The organism is Pseudomonas reactans (assembly GCF_013385825.1).
Classification (GTDB): Bacteria; Pseudomonadota; Gammaproteobacteria; order Pseudomonadales; family Pseudomonadaceae; genus Aquipseudomonas; species Aquipseudomonas reactans.
Genome location: NZ_JACAPG010000018.1, coordinates 84825 through 102210 on the forward strand (window position 1 = coordinate 84825; position 17386 = coordinate 102210).

At 60.1% G+C, this 17386-nt stretch carries 16 protein-coding genes; 5 read left to right on the forward strand and 11 right to left on the reverse strand.

Features of this window, described 5'->3' with window-relative positions:
* Positions 1-119: 119 nt before the first annotated feature.
* The 8 genes from ppa to exaC all read right to left on the reverse strand — a co-directional run bounded on the left by ppa (position 120) and on the right by exaC (position 8522).
* On the reverse strand, positions 120-647 hold the full coding sequence (ppa, locus tag HX868_RS20770) for an inorganic diphosphatase (RefSeq protein ID WP_003219382.1): 528 nt from the start codon (positions 645-647) through the stop codon (positions 120-122).
* Between the two features lie 109 nt (positions 648-756).
* Positions 757-1572 (reverse strand): M90 family metallopeptidase, encoded by an 816-nt coding sequence (locus HX868_RS20775; protein ID WP_095013662.1) that lies wholly within the window; start codon positions 1570-1572, stop codon positions 757-759.
* Between the two features lie 6 nt (positions 1573-1578).
* Entirely contained in the window at positions 1579-2235 is a 657-nt protein-coding gene (locus HX868_RS20780; RefSeq protein WP_033898377.1) for a DedA family protein, read from the reverse strand.
* A gap of 279 nt (positions 2236-2514) precedes the next feature.
* A complete protein-coding gene (locus tag HX868_RS20785) occupies positions 2515-2973 on the reverse strand; it encodes a GNAT family N-acetyltransferase (RefSeq protein ID WP_017735604.1) in 459 nt (152 codons plus the stop codon).
* Between the two features lie 92 nt (positions 2974-3065).
* On the reverse strand, positions 3066-3899 hold the full coding sequence (gene eutC, locus HX868_RS20790; protein WP_177004225.1) for an ethanolamine ammonia-lyase subunit EutC: 834 nt from the start codon (positions 3897-3899) through the stop codon (positions 3066-3068).
* Entirely contained in the window at positions 3896-5290 is a 1395-nt protein-coding gene (locus tag HX868_RS20795; RefSeq protein ID WP_177004226.1) for an ethanolamine ammonia-lyase subunit EutB, read from the reverse strand. Before HX868_RS20795 ends, eutC begins: the two co-directional genes overlap by 4 nt.
* 52 nt (positions 5291-5342) lie before the next feature.
* Positions 5343-6776 carry an ethanolamine permease gene (eat, locus tag HX868_RS20800; protein ID WP_028618090.1) on the reverse strand — a complete coding sequence of 478 codons (1434 nt, stop codon included), beginning with the start codon at positions 6774-6776 and terminating at the stop codon, positions 5343-5345.
* Positions 6777-7001: 225 nt separating this feature from the next.
* Positions 7002-8522 carry an acetaldehyde dehydrogenase ExaC gene (exaC, locus tag HX868_RS20805; RefSeq protein ID WP_177004227.1) on the reverse strand — a complete coding sequence of 507 codons (1521 nt, stop codon included), beginning with the start codon at positions 8520-8522 and terminating at the stop codon, positions 7002-7004.
* Positions 8523-8793: 271 nt separating this feature from the next.
* Between exaC and HX868_RS20810 the strand changes: the two genes are divergently transcribed.
* The 5 genes from HX868_RS20810 (at position 8794) to HX868_RS20830 (ending at position 14299) form a co-directional block, all read left to right on the forward strand.
* Positions 8794-10689, forward strand: coding sequence for a sigma-54-dependent Fis family transcriptional regulator (locus HX868_RS20810; RefSeq protein ID WP_177004228.1), 1896 nt, complete (start codon positions 8794-8796; stop codon positions 10687-10689).
* 132 nt (positions 10690-10821) lie between these two features.
* Entirely contained in the window at positions 10822-11931 is a 1110-nt protein-coding gene (locus HX868_RS20815; protein WP_246355568.1) for a hypothetical protein, read from the forward strand.
* Positions 11932-12046: 115 nt separating this feature from the next.
* Positions 12047-13396, forward strand: coding sequence for a UDP-N-acetylmuramate:L-alanyl-gamma-D-glutamyl-meso-diaminopimelate ligase (mpl, locus tag HX868_RS20820; RefSeq protein ID WP_177004229.1), 1350 nt, complete (start codon positions 12047-12049; stop codon positions 13394-13396).
* Positions 13393-14022, forward strand: a complete 630-nt coding sequence (gene ubiX, locus HX868_RS20825; protein ID WP_028618086.1) for a flavin prenyltransferase UbiX — start codon at positions 13393-13395, stop codon at positions 14020-14022. Before mpl ends, ubiX begins: the two co-directional genes overlap by 4 nt.
* Positions 14015-14299, forward strand: coding sequence for a YceK/YidQ family lipoprotein (locus HX868_RS20830; RefSeq protein ID WP_177004230.1), 285 nt, complete (start codon positions 14015-14017; stop codon positions 14297-14299). The genes ubiX and HX868_RS20830 overlap by 8 nt, the downstream gene beginning before the upstream one ends.
* A 110-nt stretch (positions 14300-14409) precedes the next feature.
* On the opposite strand, the gene HX868_RS20835 is transcribed toward HX868_RS20830, so the two are convergent.
* From HX868_RS20835 to HX868_RS20845, 3 genes are all read right to left on the reverse strand, one after another.
* Entirely contained in the window at positions 14410-15051 is a 642-nt protein-coding gene (locus tag HX868_RS20835; RefSeq protein ID WP_068937066.1) for an oxidoreductase, read from the reverse strand.
* Positions 15052-15080: 29 nt separating this feature from the next.
* Positions 15081-16799, reverse strand: coding sequence for a C13 family peptidase (locus tag HX868_RS20840; RefSeq protein WP_177004231.1), 1719 nt, complete (start codon positions 16797-16799; stop codon positions 15081-15083).
* A 105-nt stretch (positions 16800-16904) separates the two neighbouring features.
* Positions 16905-17360: a MaoC family dehydratase gene (locus tag HX868_RS20845; RefSeq protein ID WP_010206803.1), complete on the reverse strand. Its 456-nt coding sequence runs from the start codon at positions 17358-17360 to the stop codon at positions 16905-16907.
* Positions 17361-17386: the final 26 nt, after the last annotated feature.

Here is a 17386-nt window from a genome sequence, read left to right on the forward strand (position 1 = left end):
ATTAAAACTAAAATTAAACATTCTCTATAAATAATTGAACTTGCTGTTTAATTTTTCCCACAAAAAAAGCCCCGAATGATCGGGGCTTTTTCAATTGCCGGGGCAATGAGGAGCGGGTATCAGCCTTTGTAGGCAGCGACCGACTTCAGGATCTCGGCGCGGGCGGCGTCTGCGTTGCCCCAACCGTCGATCTTCACCCATTTGCCTTTTTCGAGGTCTTTGTAGTTCTCGAAGAAGTGTTTGATCTGCTCCAGCAACAGGGGCGGCAGGTCGGTGTATTCCTTCACGTCCACGTACAACTGGGACAGCTTGTCGTGTGGCACTGCGATGACTTTGGCATCGCCGCCGCCGTCGTCGGTCATGTTCAGGATGCCGACTGGACGCGCGCGGATCACCGAGCCTGGGGTAACCGGGTAAGGGGTTACGACCAGCACGTCGAGGGGGTCACCGTCGTCAGCCAGGGTGTTGGGGATGAAACCGTAGTTGGCCGGGTAGAACATCGGGGTGGCCATGAAACGGTCAACGAACAGGCAGTCGCTGTCTTTGTCGATTTCGTATTTGATCGGCGCGTGGTTGGCCGGAATCTCGATGGCGACGTAGATGTCGTTCGGCAGGTCTTTGCCAGCCGGAATCTTGCTGTAGCTCATTGGGCGTTGCCCCCGTTAATTGGCCATTAAACATGGCCGGATTGGCCTAAAAGTGGCGGCGATTATAGGCACATTCTGACGCCGATGCCATGCGCCAGACGTCGTACGGTCATTCGCCGTGTGGCTGGTAGCGCGGGTCGCTGGCTTGCAGTTGGGTGAGGCGGGCCAGCGGATCCTGGCGATAAAAGCGGCTGAGTTGCGCGTACACCTGGGGATAATGGCTGACCAGCAAATCCGGGGCGCTGAAAAAATATTCGCTGGTGACGGCAAAGAATTCAGCCGGGTTTTCGGCGGCGTAGGGGTCGATCTCGGTCTCGGCGTCCGGGTTGGCGTCCAACTGACGGTTGAGGTCGTCGTAGGCGCTCTGCATCACGCTGGCCCATTCCTGCACGCGCATGTCGTTGTGCAGCGGCGGCAGGCCGTTGGCGTCGCCGTTGAGCATGTCGAGCTTGTGCGCCAGTTCGTGGATGACCAGGTTGTAGCCTTCCCAGTTGCCACTGGCCAGCACGCCGGGCCAGGCGAGGATCACCGGGCCCTGTTGCCAGGCTTCGCCGCTGTGTTCGCCGTCCCATTCGTGTTCGATGCCACTGCTGTCGCGGTGGCGCTGCGGGCTGACGAAGTCGTCGGGGTACAGCACGATTTCATGGAAGCCCTGGTACCAGTCGAGGTCGCCCAGATTCATCAGCGGCAATTGCGCCTGGGCGGCGAGCAGCAGGCGTTGTTCCTGGTGCAGCTCGACGCCGGGCAGGGCGGTCAGGTGCTTTTCGGCAAGGAATACCACGCAGGCTTCGCGCAGCCACTGGTCCTGCTCGGCGCTGATGCCGTCGAGGAACGTCAGGTGGTGGCGCACCCGCTGCCAGGTGTCATCGGCAATCGGGTGCTTGGCCAGCAAGCGCCGGCGACGCCAGGCGCTGAGGGACCACATATCCGGTTACTGCGGCTTGGCTTCGGAGGATGCACGGCCAAAGCGGCTGCGGAACACACCAATGATCATCGGCACCAAGGACAGCAGGATGATGAACACTACGAGCAGCGACAGGTTTTTCTTGATGAATGGGACGTTGCCGAAGAAGTAACCCAGGGTTACCAGGCCGCCGACCCACAGGATGGTGCCGAATACGCTGAAGCCGAAGAAGCGCGGGTAAGGCATCTTGGCGATACCGGCCACGAACGGCGCGAAGGTGCGCAGGATCGGCAGGAAGCGCGCCAGGGTCACGGTTTTGCCGCCATGCTTGTCGTAGAAATCGTGAGTTTTTTGCAGGTAGTCGCGACGGAAGATTTTCGAATTCGGGTTGTTGAACAAGCGTTCGCCTACCGTTCGCCCGATTACGTAGTTGGTGCTGTCGCCCAGGATCGCCGCCAGCATTAACAGACCACCGAGCAGCACCGGGTCCATGCCGCCACCTGCGGCCACGGCGCCAGCGATGAACAGCAACGAATCACCCGGCAGGAACGGCATGACCACCAGGCCGGTTTCGCAAAAGATGACCAGGAACAGAATGGCGTAGATCCACGGACCGTAATTGGTTACCAGCAGGTCGAGGTAAACGTCGAGATGCAGGATAAGGTCGAGCGGGTTGAAATCCATGGATGGCACCTGTGTGAATGGCCCGGCTCAGCAGGCCTGTGCGGAAGCTCGGGTAATAAGGCTACAAGTGTATGCCGCAATTCTTACAACCCTGAAAGGTCCGCATTATACGGATTGAGAGGTGAAAAGCGTGTTGGTTTTGTAGCGGGGGATGTCGCAATGCAGTGGCGGTCGCTGCTCACCTGTAGGAGCCGGCTTGCCGGCGATGCAGGCACCTCGGTGTATCAGTGAGACCGCGGTGATGCCATCGCCGGCAAGCCGGCTCCTACAGGGTGAGAACTAGTCTTCGCTGATCGGCAATACGTAGTTCTTGAACTCCGTATCTTCGCGAAACCCAATCGACTCGTAGGTCTTTTGCGCCACTTCGTTGTCGCTGCTGGTCGATACCCGCAACCGTACCGCGTGGGTCTCCTTGGCCATCTTTTTCGCCGTGCGCATCAGGTTATCCGCCACCAGTTGCCGGCGTGCGTCTTCGGCCACATAGATGTCATTGAGGATCCACACCCGTTTGAGCGACAGAGACGAAAAGCTCGGGTACAGCTGGCAAAAGCCCAGCAGTTTTTTGTCGTCATCATCCGCCAGAGCCAGGTAAATCACCGATTCCTTGCGGCGCAGGCGCTTCTCCAGAAACGCCCGTGACGAATCCGGGAAGGGCAAGGCCCCGTAGAACTCACGGTATTTGACGAACAGCGGGGTCAACAGGTCCAGGTGTTCCAGGGTCGCTTGAGTAATCCGCATGCCAGGCCTCAACTTCCAAATGGGGTATGACCACACAAGCGGCCGTGACTCGATGCTGCCTAATGGCGTGAAAAAGCGCAATCGTGCCGCGATCAGTCATCCGGTGAACTGAGTAGGAAATTGCCTTTCATCAGGTCCGGATCATCCGATTCGATGGTCTGAACCTGCGCCTCGTCCTTGAGATTGACCCCCGACAGCTGCCGACGACACGCCTCTCGCATCAAGTACAGCAAACGATGCGCCGCCATGCCATAGCTCAGGCCCTCCAGGCGCACATTGGAGATGCAATTGCGATAGGCGTCAGTGAGGCCGACCTTGGGGTTGTAGGTGAAATACAGGCCCAGGCTGTCCGGCGAACTGAGCCCCGGCCGTTCGCCGATCAGGATCACCACCATCTTGGCACCAAGCAATTGCCCGATTTCATCGGCCACCGCCACGCGGCCTTGTTCCACCAGGATGACCGGCGACAACGACCAACCTTCCGCGTGGGTTTGTTCTTCCATGCGTGTCAGAAAGGGCAGGGTATGTTTATGTACGGCCAAGGCGGATAAACCATCGGCCACCACCACGGCTAAATCCACGCCGCCGGGATTGGCTGACGCATGGTCGCGCAGCGCTTGGGCGGATTCATCACTCAGGCGCCGCCCCAGGTCCGGGCGTTGCAGGTAGCTGTGTCGGTCGGCAGCGGCACTGTGCAGCAACAGCGTTTCACGCCCGCGTTCGGCCAACTGGCTGCTGAGGCCCGTATGGTCAAAAGGTAAATGCACCGCGTCCCGCGCCTGGGCGTGGGCAAACTGAAAATCCAGCTGCGCATTGGTGGGAATGCTGGTGCCGGTGCGGCCCAGGGCGATGCGCGCCGGGGTCAGGCGACGCAGTTCCAGCCAGGGGTTGTCAGGCAGGTCGAGTTGCACAGGCGGCTCCTTCATCCCAGTTGCGCCAAGGCTTGGCGAAAGGCCGGTGGCAGGCTGTTGCCGAAGTGCACCTTGCCGTCGGCTTGCGTGAAGATGCCCATTTTTGCCAGCCACTGTTCAAACTCCGGCGCCGGTTTTAAACCCAATGTTTGCCGGGCGTACAGCGCGTCGTGGAACGAGGTGGTTTGGTAGTTGAGCATGATGTCGTCGGAACCGGGGATGCCCATGATGAAGTTGATCCCGGCCACGCCCAGCAGGGTCAGCAGGGTGTCCATGTCGTCCTGGTCGGCTTCTGCGTGGTTGGTGTAGCAGATGTCACAACCCATGGGCACGCCGAGCAGCTTGCCGCAGAAGTGGTCTTCGAGGCCGGCGCGGATGATCTGCTTGCCGTTGTAGAGGTACTCCGGACCGATAAATCCTACGACGGTATTCACCAGAAACGGTTTGAAATGTCGGGCTACCGCGTAGGCGCGGGTCTCGCAGGTTTGTTGGTCGACGCCAAAGTGCGCGTTGGCCGATAAGGCGCTGCCCTGGCCGGTTTCGAAATACATAAGGTTCTGGCCCAAGGTGCCGCGGTTGAGGCTCAACCCTGCTTCGTAACCCTCCTGCAGCACGCTCAGGCTGATGCCGAAACTGGCGTTGGCCGCCTCGGTGCCGGCAATAGATTGGAACACCAGATCCAGCGGCACGCCACGGTTGATGGCCTCGATGGAGGTGGTGACGTGGGTGAGTACGCAGGCCTGGGTCGGGATCTCATAGCGCTGAATGATCGCGTCGAGCATCTCCAGCATGGCGCAGATCGAGGCGATGCTGTCGGTGGCCGGGTTGATGCCGATCATGGCGTCGCCGTTGCCGTACAACAGGCCATCGAGAATACTCGCGGCGATGCCCGCCGGTTCGTCTGTCGGATGGTTGGGTTGCAGCCGCGTGGATAAACGCCCGCGCAGGCCCATGGTGCCGCGAAATTGCGTGACCACGCGAATCTTCTGCGCCACCAGCACCAGGTCCTGCACACGCATGATCTTGGACACGGCCGCCGCCATCTCTGGCGTCAGACCTGGCGCTAGTGCGCGTAGGGAATGTTCGTCGGCCGCATCACTGAGCAGCCAGTCGCGCAGGCCGCCCACGGTCAGGTGGCTGATCGGCGCAAACGCCTGTTTGTCGTGGGTGTCGATGATCAGGCGGGTGACTTCGTCGCTTTCGTAGGGGATCAGCACTTCTTGCAGGAAGTGCTTCAGCGGGATATTTGCCAGTGCCATCTGCGCGGCCACGCGCTCACCGTCGTTCTGTGCGGCGACGCCGGCCAGAAAGTCCCCGGAACGCGCGGGGCTGGCCTTGGCCATCACGTCCTTGAGGCTGTCGAAGCGGTAGGTTTGTGCACCCACCGCGTGGGAAAAGCTTGCCATACAGTGTCTCCTTGACGACGCGAGCAACTGCCCGCGTCGAGGTTTACGGCAGTTAGTGCAGGGCGGCCTCTGCGGCCTGGATCGCCGCGAATTCCTCTTCGGGCGTGCCTGCTACCAAGTGATGCCGGCTGTAGAAAGCAAAGTAAGCAATTAATACTCCATAGATGATCGCGGCGCCAATGACCACCCGCGGATCCACCAGAAAGCCCGCCACCACGGCCACGCAGGCCAGCACCAGCGCAACGCCGGAGGTGAAAATGCCACCTGGCGTGCGGTACGGACGGTCCATTTTGGGGCGACGGATGCGCAGGGTGATGTGCGCGGCCATCATCAGCACGTAGGAAATGGTCGCGCCAAACACGGCCACCAGAATCAGCAGGTCACCCTGGCCGGTCAGCGACAAGCCAAAGCCGATGATGCCGGGGATCACCAAGGCCAATACTGGCGCCTTGCTTTTATTGGTCTGGGACAGTTTGCGCGGCAGGTAGCCGGCGCGGGACAGTGCGAAGATCTGCCGCGAATAGGCGTAGATGATCGAGAAAAAGCTCGCGATCAAGCCCGCCAGGCCGACCAGGTTGACGAAACTGCCCATCCAGGTCGAGCCGCCGTAAGACAATGCCAGTGCTTCAACCAGCGGGTTGCCGGATTTGATCAGCGCGTAAGTACCCGCGCCGCCCGGTGCAATCACGAGGATAAGCAAGGCAAAACTGGTCAGCACCACAATGGCGCCGATCAGGCCGCGCGGCAGGTCGCGTTTCGGGTTCTTGGTTTCTTCGGCGGCCAGTGGCACGCCTTCTACCGCCAGGAAAAACCAGATGGCATAGGGAATTGCGGCCCACACACCCACGTAGCCGAACGGCAGGAAGGTGCTGGCACCCTTGGCCTCGGTCACCGGAATGTCCAGCAGGTTGGCGACATTGAAATGCGGCACCATCGCGACCAGAAACACACCCAGTGCGATGGCGGCCACGGCGGTGATCACAAACATCAACTTCAGGGCTTCGCCCACACCAAAGATGTGGATGCCGATAAAGATGATGTAGAACGCCAGGTAAATCATCCAGCCGCCGATACCGAACAGCGACTCGCAATACGCACCGATAAACACCGCGATGGCGGCGGGGGCAATGGCGTATTCGATCAGGATCGCGGTGCCCGTGAGGAACCCACCCCACGGCCCGAATGCGCTGCGGGCAAAACCGTAGCCGCCGCCAGCGGTAGGAATCATTGAAGACAGTTCGGCCAGGGAAAAGCACATGCACAGGTACATGGTGGCCATCAGCAATGTGGCAAGGAACATCCCGCCCCAGCCGCCTTGGGCCAGGCCGAAGTTCCAGCCGGCGTAGTCGCCGGAGATCACGTAGGCAACGCCGAGGCCGACCAGCAGCACCCAGCCGGCGGCGCCTTTTTTCAGTTCGCGTTGTTGGAAGTATTGAGAGTCGACTTTTTCGAAGTCGACGGAGGATCCTGTCGGTTCGCTAGGCATGGGGAAGTACCTTTCATTGTTATTGTTTTAACTCGGCCTCTTTGTGCCGAATGTAGTTCGCAAGTACTTATAAAGATCACTGTAGGAGCTGGCTTGCCAGCGATAGCGTCGGCCCAGTCACTACTGATGTTGGATGACACACCGCTATCGCCGGCAAGCCGGCTCCTACAGTGGGTCGCATTTCACCCGTAGAAGCCCGCTCGCCGGCAATAGCGGTTTAATGGTTTAGAAGAAACCCAGCGGATTAATGTCGTAACTCACCAGCAAGTTCTTGGTCTGCTGGTAGTGGTCCAACATCATCTTGTGCGTCTCACGGCCCACACCGGACTTCTTGTAACCACCAAACGCGGCATGCGCCGGGTACAGGTGGTAGCAGTTGGTCCACACGCGGCCCGCCTTGATCGCGCGGCCCATGCGGTAGGCGCGGTTGATGTCGCGGGTCCAGACGCCGGCGCCCAGGCCGAACTCGGTGTCGTTGGCAATTGCCAGGGCTTCGGCTTCGTCCTTGAAGGTGGTGATGCTCACCACCGGGCCGAAGATCTCTTCCTGGAACACACGCATTTCGTTGGTGCCCTTGAGCAGGGTCGGCTGGATGTAATAACCGCCGGCCATGTCGCCGGTGAGCTTCTCGACTTTGCCGCCGGTCAGCAGTTGTGCGCCTTCGCCCTTGGCGATTTCCAGGTAGGACAGGATCTTGTCGAACTGCTGCTCGGACGCCTGGGCGCCGACCATGGTGTCGGTGTCCAGCGGATCGCCGCGTTTGATCGACTCGATTTTCTTCATGACGACTTTCATGAAGTCGTCGTAGATCGACTCTTCCACCAGCGCACGGGAAGGGCAGGTGCACACTTCACCTTGGTTGAAGAACGCCAGCACTAAGCCTTCAGCGGCTTTCTCGATAAAGGACGGCTCGGCTTTCATGATGTCGGCGAAGAAGATGTTCGGCGACTTGCCGCCCAGTTCAACGGTGGACGGAATGATGTTCTCAGCCGCCGCATGCATGATGTGCGAGCCCACGGGCGTCGAGCCAGTGAAGGCAATCTTGGCAATACGCTTGCTGGTGGCGAGGGCTTCGCCGGCTTCTTTACCGAAACCTTGAACCACGTTCAACACGCCAGGTGGCAACAGGTCACCGATCACCTCCATCAGCACGGTGATGCCCAGCGGAGTTTGCTCGGCGGGCTTGAGCACCACGCAGTTGCCAGCGGCCAGGGCCGGCGCGAGTTTCCACGCAGCCATCAGGATCGGGAAGTTCCACGGGATGATCTGACCGACCACGCCGAGCGGTTCATGGAAGTGGTAGGACGCGGTGTGTTCGTTTATTTCGGCGCTGGTGCCTTCCTGGGCGCGGATGCAGCCGGCGAAGTAGCGGAAGTGGTCGGCGGCCAGTGGGATGTCGGCGTTGAGGGTTTCACGCACGGCCTTGCCGTTGTCCCAGGTTTCGGTGATGGCCAGCAGTTCGAGGTTCTGTTCGATGCGGTCGGCGATTTTCAGCAGGACCAGCGAGCGGTCCTGGGCCGAGGTCTTGCCCCAGGCGTCGGCGGCGGCATGGGCGGCGTCCAGGGCCTTGTCGATGTCTTTGGCAGTGGAGCGCGGGAATTCGGCGATTGCCTTGCCGTTGACCGGCGAGGTGTTGGTGAAATAGTTGCCATCGACCGGCGCAACGAACTCGCCACCGATGTAGTTGCCGTACTTGGCCTTGAACGAAACGATGGCGCCTTCAGTACCTGGGTGTGCGTAACGCATGGTGGGTATCTCCTGACTTTTATGTTTATTGGAGTACAGCGATATTGCGCTTGATAAAGCGTAGAGCAAAGGTTGGGCCAGCGCTTTGCAAGCTAGGTAAATCAAGGGGTTGGGCTTTGTAGCAAGGCGTTGCTGTGGCAGGCTCGATACACCCGGTGTGACAGTTTGTGCCATAAACGGTACAGCCTGTGACCGGTGGGTCGGCCCGGGATTGCATTGCCTGGATGGCTGGGGGATGCTGGCAGTTCTCACGCAGGGAGAATAATAAGAAATGCACAACGATCATTTCAGCCGCCATGCCCAGCAAGTCCTCACCGTGGCGCATGGCCGCGACCCGTCTAGCGATCCGTCCATCGCCCGCTCCTGGCTGCGTTGCCTGGAGGACTACCACCTCGACCCTGCGCAAACCATTGCACCCACTGTGCTTGAACATGGTCGCTTGCTGGAAAGCCGCGAGCGCCTGCAACAAGTGCTGCACATCGCCGGCAGTGAGATGAACAGCCTGCATCAACAGCTCTCCGGCGCTGGGCATGCTGTGTTGCTCACGGATGCACGCGGTGTGATCCTCAACTGTGTCACCGCGCCGTCCGAGCGCAAGATCTTCGAGCGTGCCGGGTTGTGGCTGGGTGCCGACTGGAGTGAGGCCTGCGAGGGCACCAACGGCATCGGCACCTGCCTGGTGGAGCGCCAATCCCTGACCATTCATCGTGACGAACACTTCCGCGGCCGGCATACCGGGCTGACCTGCTCGGCGAGCCCGGTGTTCGACCCTCATGGGGATCTGCTGGCGGTGTTGGATGTGTCCTCGGCGCGGGAGGCGGTGTCGCGCCAAAGCCAGTTCCACACGATGGCGCTGGTGAACCTGTCGGCGAAGATGATCGAGAGTTGTTACTTCCTGCGTCATTTCGAAAACCATTGGCTGCTGCGTTTTCATCTGCAGGCGGAGTCGGTGGGGTTGTTCAGTGAAGGGCTATTGGCGTTCGATGGCGAAGGGCGAATTTGCGCAGTGAACCAAAGTGCCCTGAACCTCCTTGGGCAGTTGCGGGGCGGTTTGCTGGGACAGCCTGTGGAGGGTTTTTTCGACTGCTCCCTGGATCAATTGCTCGGCCGCGCCAGCGCCAATGCCACGGCCAGTTGGCCGTTGCGCACGCGGGATGGCCGGCAGCTATTTGCGGCTTTACGGGGCCAGATGCGCAGCGTCCCAACGCCTGTCGCCAAACCTGCTGTAGTTGAGCAACCGCGCCGCGGCATCTGTCTGGGCGATCCGGCGTTGCAAAAGGATTTTAGCAAGGCACTCCGGGTCTTCGAACGTGATGTACCGCTGTTGATCAATGGCGAAACCGGTTCCGGCAAAGAGGCCTTCGCCAAGGCGGTGCACCTGGCCAGCCAGCGTGCTGACAAGGCGTTCGTCGCACTCAACTGCGCCGCCATCCCGGAAAGTCTGATCGAAAGCGAGCTGTTCGGCTATCGCGGCGGCAGCTTTACCGGCGCGCGTAAGGAGGGCATGCAAGGCAAGTTGCAACAGGCCGATGGAGGAACCTTGTTCCTCGATGAAATCGGCGATATGCCCTTGGCGCTGCAAACCCGTCTATTAAGGGTGCTGGAGGATAGGCTGGTGGTGCCGATTGGTGGTGAGCCCCAGGCCGTCAACGTCAGAGTTATCAGTGCCACTCACCGCAATTTACTGGAGCGTGTGCAGAACGGCAGTTTTCGCGAAGATCTGTATTACCGCCTCAACGGCCTGGAGGTCGGCTTGCCGCCTCTGCGCGAACGCCGTGACAGGCCTCAGTTGCTGGACTTCCTGCTGGCAGAAGAGTCCGCCGGGCAAGTGGTCAGCCTCGAATCCGGTGCGCGTCAGACGTTGCTGGCGTTTGCCTGGCCGGGCAATGTCCGCCAGATGCGTACGGTATTGCGCACATTGGTGGCGCTATGTGATGACGGGCGGATAGGGCTGTCAGATCTGCCGGCGGTGTTCCGTCAGGCATCCGTGCAAACAGCCATCAAGTCGCCTCTGGGGGACGCCGAGCGCCAAACCCTGTTGGCGACGCTGGAACGTCAGCACTGGCATATGACGCAAGTCGCCGAGCACTTGGGTGTCAGCCGCAATACCTTGTATCGCAAGTTACGTAAGCATGGGATCACACGCGCTGCGGCAGGGGAAAGTTGAGAGGGTATTCAGCGATCGTAGCCGTAAGTTTTAATGCGCTGAGATAATCAGTCTTGTGACGCTTATATTATTAAGTTTGAAGTGCCCTACGCGCAGTGTTGGGGTGTTCTGATAGGAACGGATCTGCGCAAGTTGTTCACTCAGTTAAGGCACCTGCAATCGGTGTTTCAAATAATAAAAGTCACTTGGGTGAATACGATGATAATTACAACACCAACCGTTCCCTTTATTCCTGTACAGCCCACTTTGGTGGAGAAGTCCCCCGCTCCGGCTGTCGACCCTAACTCTGAGGCCCAGGACCAATCTCTGAATCGTTCCAAAAGGGCATTGAAAGGTTTTTCGTGGTTTGGACGGCGGTCCCCGTCGCCTCCTGCGCTGCCCCCTGCGCTGCCGGCGTCCGTGCTCAAGCCGCCGGCGCCTAAACCTTTGCCCAAGGCTGGTCCTTCTCCGAAGCCCGGTCAGCATCCACCGGTGGACGGGTTCAAGGGAGCGGGGCAGACAGTCATCGTTGCCAATAAGATCAAAGCCAATGATGATTTGTTGATGGCTGGCTTACGCAAACAAGCGCCGATCAGCGTCGCTGAGGCCACCAAGCGATTGATCGACGCTGAGAGCCTGGTCAAGTCCGGAGTGATTGCTACAGGGCCCAACGCTAGCCGTGTCGCCCGTGATGCGTTTATCAGTGCGGGTATCACAGGGCTGGTCAGCGCGCCTATCAATGTCGCAGCCTACGCGGGCTCTGTCGCTACGGGGGAGGCGATCAAGGCTACCTATGCCCCAGGGGTTTTACCGCCGCCCTTTTTGCCGGGAGCCACCAGCCAGTCGAAGACCCCAGCCTCTACTTCGTCGAGCGAACCTGTGCTGTCGACAGCAGATCCGATCAGTGCACAAGTGGATGAAGTTGAAATGAAGTTGCTGGGGATGGCCTCCACCGTGATGTTTACGCTCGGAGATACCAGTAGTGTATTTACGAAAAATGATAGTTGGCCAACCGATACTGCCGGACGCTTAGATAACCTCGAAAAGTTGCTCGGTCTATCAGAGCAACATCTGAAAAAGGCCACTCGGCAAAATGGCTTGATTTTCAAACCTTATAAGCCTGGAGAGCCGATACCTACCGACCCGAAAGGACGCCTTAACCTGATTGAAAAGAAACTCGAGCGCATGACTGAGGCTTATGAAAGGTTGCGATTTCTCGCTGCGATGAAAGACGGCAATAATAAAGCTGACGGCACCGTCTGAAAGCGCCAGGGCCGAGCGAAGTGCCCACCTGCTCTTCGTTCGGCCCCTGGCCGTATAAAAGGTGCGATTTGCCCCTCCCTGCGCTAACCTGCCTCGATGTTTTACGAGGTTGACTATGCACATTCATATTCTCGGTATTTGCGGCACGTTCATGGGCTCGATGGCGGTTCTGGCCAAAGAGCTGGGCCATCACGTGACAGGCTCCGACGCCAATGTCTATCCGCCCATGAGCACGCAACTCGAGGCCCAGGGCATCGAGCTGACCCAAGGCTACGACCCATCGCAATTCGACCCGGTCCCGGACCTGGTGGTGATCGGCAATGCTATGTCCCGTGGCAACCCGGCGGTCGAGTACGTACTCAATAAAGGTTTGCCTTATGTGTCTGGCCCGCAGTGGCTGGCCGACCATGTGCTGCAAGGCCGCTGGGTACTCGCGGTCGCTGGCACTCACGGCAAGACCACCACCAGCAGCATGCTGGCCTGGGTGCTGGAACATGCGGGCATGAGCCCGGGCTTCCTGATCGGCGGCGTGCCGCAGAATTTCTCGGTGTCGGCGCGTCTGGGCGACACGCCGTTCTTTGTGATCGAGGCAGATGAATACGACAGCGCCTTCTTCGACAAGCGCTCCAAGTTCGTTCACTACCGCCCGCGCACGGCGATCCTGAACAACCTGGAGTTCGATCACGCCGACATCTTCCCCGATTTGCCGGCTATCGAGCGTCAGTTCCACCACCTGGTGCGTACTATTCCGAGCGAAGGCCTGGTGATCCACCCGACCACCGAACCCGCCTTGCAACGTGTGATCGAGATGGGCTGCTGGACCCCGGTGCAAACCACCGGCGCGGGCGGGCAGTGGCAGGTCAGGCTGCTCAGCGAAGACGGTTCCAGATTTGAAGTGCTGTTCGAAGGCCAAGCCCAAGGCATCGTCGAGTGGGACATGACCGGCCAGCACAACGTTGCCAACGCCTTGGTCACCCTGGCGGCTGCGCGGCATGTGGGCGTGGTGCCGTCCATGGGCATTGCCGCGTTGAGCGCTTTCAAAAGCGTGAAGCGCCGCATGGAAAAAGTCGCTGATGTGAATGGGGTTACCATTTATGACGACTTTGCCCACCACCCCACGGCCATTGCTACTACGTTGGATGGCCTGCGCAAACGTGTCGGCGATGCGCCGATCATCGCGATTGTCGAGCCACGCTCCAACTCCATGAAGCTCGGTGCCCACCGCGATGGCCTGCCAGAAAGCGTCAATGATGCCGACCAAGTGGTCTGGTACGCGCCGGCCAACCTCGGCTGGGATCTGCCGGCGATTGCTGCCCTGTGCACCGTGCCCTCCATCGTCTGCGACTCCATCGAAGGCATCATTGAGCACGTCAAGCACCAGGCCAAGCCGGGCACCCACGTGGTGGTCATGAGCAACGGCGGCTTTGGTGGCCTGCACGGCAAACTGGCCGAGGCGCTGAAATGAGTGGCCCGGAACGCGTCACCCTGGCGATGACCGGCGCCTCCGGTGCGCCTTATGGTTTGCGTTTGCTGGATTGTCTGGTGCGTGAAGACCGTGAGGTGCACTTCCTGATCTCCAAGGCCGCGCAACTGGTGATGGCCACCGAGACCGACGTGGCGCTGCCGCCCAAGGTACAGACGATGCAGGCCTTCCTCACCGAATACACCGGTGCGGCGGCGGGGCAGATCAAGGTCTACGGCAAAGAGGACTGGATGTCGCCCGTGGCGTCTGGTTCGGGTGCGCCGGCAGCGATGGTGGTGGTGCCGTGTTCCACTGGGACGTTGTCGGCGATTGCCACGGGTGCCTGCAACAACCTGATCGAGCGCGCAGCGGACGTGACCTTGAAGGAGCGTCGCCAGTTGATCCTGGTGCCCCGTGAAGCGCCGTATTCGAGCATTCACCTGGAACACATGCTCAAGCTGTCGAACATGGGCGTGACGATTCTGCCGGCCTCGCCGGGTTTTTATCACCAGCCGCAGACCATCGATGACCTGGTGGATTTTGTGGTGGCGCGCATTCTCAATCTGCTGAACATCCCTCAAGACATGCTGCCGCGTTGGGGCGAGCACCATTTGAGCAGCGATGAATAAGCCGCTGCTGATCCTGCTGGCGCTGCAACTGACGGGCTGCGCCACGGCGCGCACGTTGGACGCGGCGCAACCTGGCGCGCCGGTGGTGTATGCCGGTACGAGGTTGGATTTGTATGCAATGAATGGCGGTTGCTGTGCCAAAGACCGGTTTGGTGCCGAGGCGCCGGCTTATCCCGGTGTGGATCTGCCGGCGAGTGCGTTGCTTGATACCTTGTTGTTGCCGCTGTCGGTGTTGACGGTGTTGGGAGTTGGCTTCAACGCTACAGGCGGCTTGTAGGAGCGAGCTTGCTCGCGAAGATCGTTAACGAAAACGCGGGTGTCCTGGAAGAACTCGGCGCCTGTGCGTTCTTCGCGAGCAAGCTCGCTCCTACAGGTATTTGAAACCTATTATTTGCCGAGTTTGCGCAACTCATCCGACTCCACCACCCGCACCCCATCCTGCTCTTCCAGCGCCAGGCGCCACATGGCCCGGGCCAGTTCGCACACTTCGATGCCGCGGTATTTGCCAGGAATCAGCTTCGACAACGGCCCGGCCAGTTGTTCGGCCAAACGTGGTTCCAGTCGTTCCCCCAACAGCAACGATGGCCGCACGATGGTCAGTTGTGGCCAGTCCTGGGCTTTCAAGGCCTCTTCCATTTCCCCTTTGACGCGGTTGTAGAAGATCGAGGATTTCGGGTCGGCGCCAATTGCACTGATCACGATCAGGTGGCGTGCGCCCATTTCCCGCGCGCGTTTGGCGAAGGCCACGACCATGTCCAGGTCGACGGCGCGAAACGCCGCTTCGGAGCCCGCTTGTTTGAGGGTGGTGCCCAGGCAGCAGAAGGCGATATCCACCTGGCCACTCAGTTGCGGCAGGAACACCGCCGGGTCGCCCACCGGGTTTTCCAGGTGCGGGTGTTCGGCCAATGGCTTGCGGCTGGGTGCAAGTACGCGGGTGACGGTGGGTTCGTTGAGCAGGCGATCGAGCAGGTGTTCGCCGGTAAGGCCGGAGGCTCCGGCGAGCAAGATATGCTGAGGCGTCAGGTACATGGTGTTTCCCCCTTGTTACACAGTTCAGCTTAGTTGCCTTTGGCTTCCTTGCTATTCATTGAGACGCTTTCGAGCGCCTTTCGTGCCTGCTGTTTGCGTAATAATTGCCAATGGGCGATCACGCCCTTGGGGGCCCAGATCTGCGGTTCGGAGGCTTCGAAGTTGTCCGCCTGTTCGCGTTCGGCCACATGCAGTTGTGCCAGCTTGAAGGCTTGCTGCAAGTCGTCGGTCTGGTTGAAGGCCTGGGCGAAGAGGGCGTCGCCAAAGTAGGTGAAGTCGGCTTCTTCCGAGCAACCGAAGGACACGCGGTCGGCGCGGGAAGCGGTCATGATCAGGGTACGCTCGTCCTTCAAGGCCGGGATGAAACCACCGGAATAGCAGGCGGAAATCACCACGATCTTGTCGCGGTTCTTCAGCGGTGCCAGCACGGCGGCCAACTCATCGGCGGGCAGGTCGGCCAACTCCATGCGCGGTTGGTCGAGCACCAGTTCGTGTTCGTGGGTGCCGTGGCTGGTCATGTAGATAAACACCAGGTCTTCCGGCCCGGTGCGGTCGGCCAGGGTCTGCACGGCGCGGCGCAGGCTTTCGCGAGTGGCCAGCGGGCGGTCGGCAATGTGGTCGCGGTGGTTGACCAGGCGAATCTGCCCCCGTGCACCGAAACGGGTGGCGAGCATGTTGCTGACGTAATCGGCTTCGCGCAGGAACACGCTCTGCTTGCCGTCGCCGGCCACGGCCAGGGTGTACAGCTCCACGGCCGGTGTGGAGGCGGGCACGGCGGCCAGGGCGGCGTCGAGCAAGCGGCCCTGGGCGAGCACGCCGATTTCCAGCGGGTCGGGCAGCAGTTTGCCGTCGGCGTCCCGCACGCGCATGCCGTTGACCCAGGTGCCGGCCTGTACGGTGCCGTCGGTGAGGACCAGGGTGCCTTTGCCTTGATAGCTGTCGCTGTCGAAACCGCCGATATAGAAGCTGCCGTCGGTGAGGTTCAGGCGGCCTTCGCCGGTGAAACGCCAATCGCTGAACTGGCCGACATAGTGGCTGCCGTCGACGCCGATCAATTCGCCCTTGCCGCTGAGCGCGCCTTCCTTGAACTGGCCGATCCACACGTCGCCGTCGGCGTTCTCATAGCGGCCCTTGCCGTTCAGTTGGTTTTGTTTGAACTGGCCGACATAGATGTCGCCGTCGGCGCTGTTGAACGTGCCATTGCCTTCCAACTGGCCATCGACAAAGTGGCCGCTGAACTGGTTGCCACTGTCGTCGTTACGCTGGCCTTCGCCATTCGGCTTGCCGTGGGCGAACTGGCCCTGGTATTGGCTGCCGTCGGCCAGCTCCAGGCGACCGAGCCCGGAATACTGGTCGTCCTTGAACTCGCCGCGATAGGTCATCTGCCCCTCTTTGAGGGTGCCTTCACCGTTGCGTCGACCGTTCTTGAAGCCGCCCACATAGTGGCTGCCCGCCGTGGTCAGGCTGCCCTGGCCGTCGAACAGGCCTTGCTGGAATTGGCCTTTATAGACTTCGCCATTGCTGCCATGCCATTCGCCCTGGCCATGCCACTGGCCTTTGTCGAACTGGCCGGCATACCAACTGCCGTTGGGGTAGTCCACGCGGCCCTGGCCTTGCAGCAAGCCATCGACCACATCGCCCCGGTAACGGCCGCCGTCGGGCAGGCGCGCATCGGGCGGCAACAGCGATTCGCCGTCTCCGCAAGCGGTGAGCAACAGGGCAAGGGCGAGGGGAGCGAGTGGGCGCATAGCGGGATCCGGATAATTGAGCGCCGAGTATGCCGCAGCTGCGAGTTTCATACATAAATTTACATACACTGTGGTGAGGTTTATATCCCCACCACAGGCGCGGGCTTACACGAAGTAGAGTGACAACGACTCGGCAATGTAAGCCGGTTTTTCCTGGCCTTCGATTTCCAGGGTGGCAGTGGCCTTGAGCAGCCATTGGCCGGGCTTTTTCTCGGTGACGTCATTGAGCGTCACGTTCAGGCGCACCTTGGAATTCACCTTGACCGGCTGGATGAAGCGCACGCTGTCCAGGCCATAGTTGACGGCCATCTTCAAGCCTTCGGGCACGATCAGCAGGTCTTCCATCAGCTTGGGCATCAGCGACAGCGACAGGAAACCGTGGGCGATGGTGCTGCCGAACGGAGTTTGCGCGGCCTTGACCGGGTCGACGTGGATGAACTGATGATCGCCAGTGGCCTCTGCGAACAGGTTGATACGCGCCTGGTCGATGGTGAGCCATTCGGAACGTCCCAGTTCCTTGCCGACATAATCTTTGAGCTGCGCTACGGGTACATAGGGCATTGCGTCTCTCCTTGGTTCATCGGTGT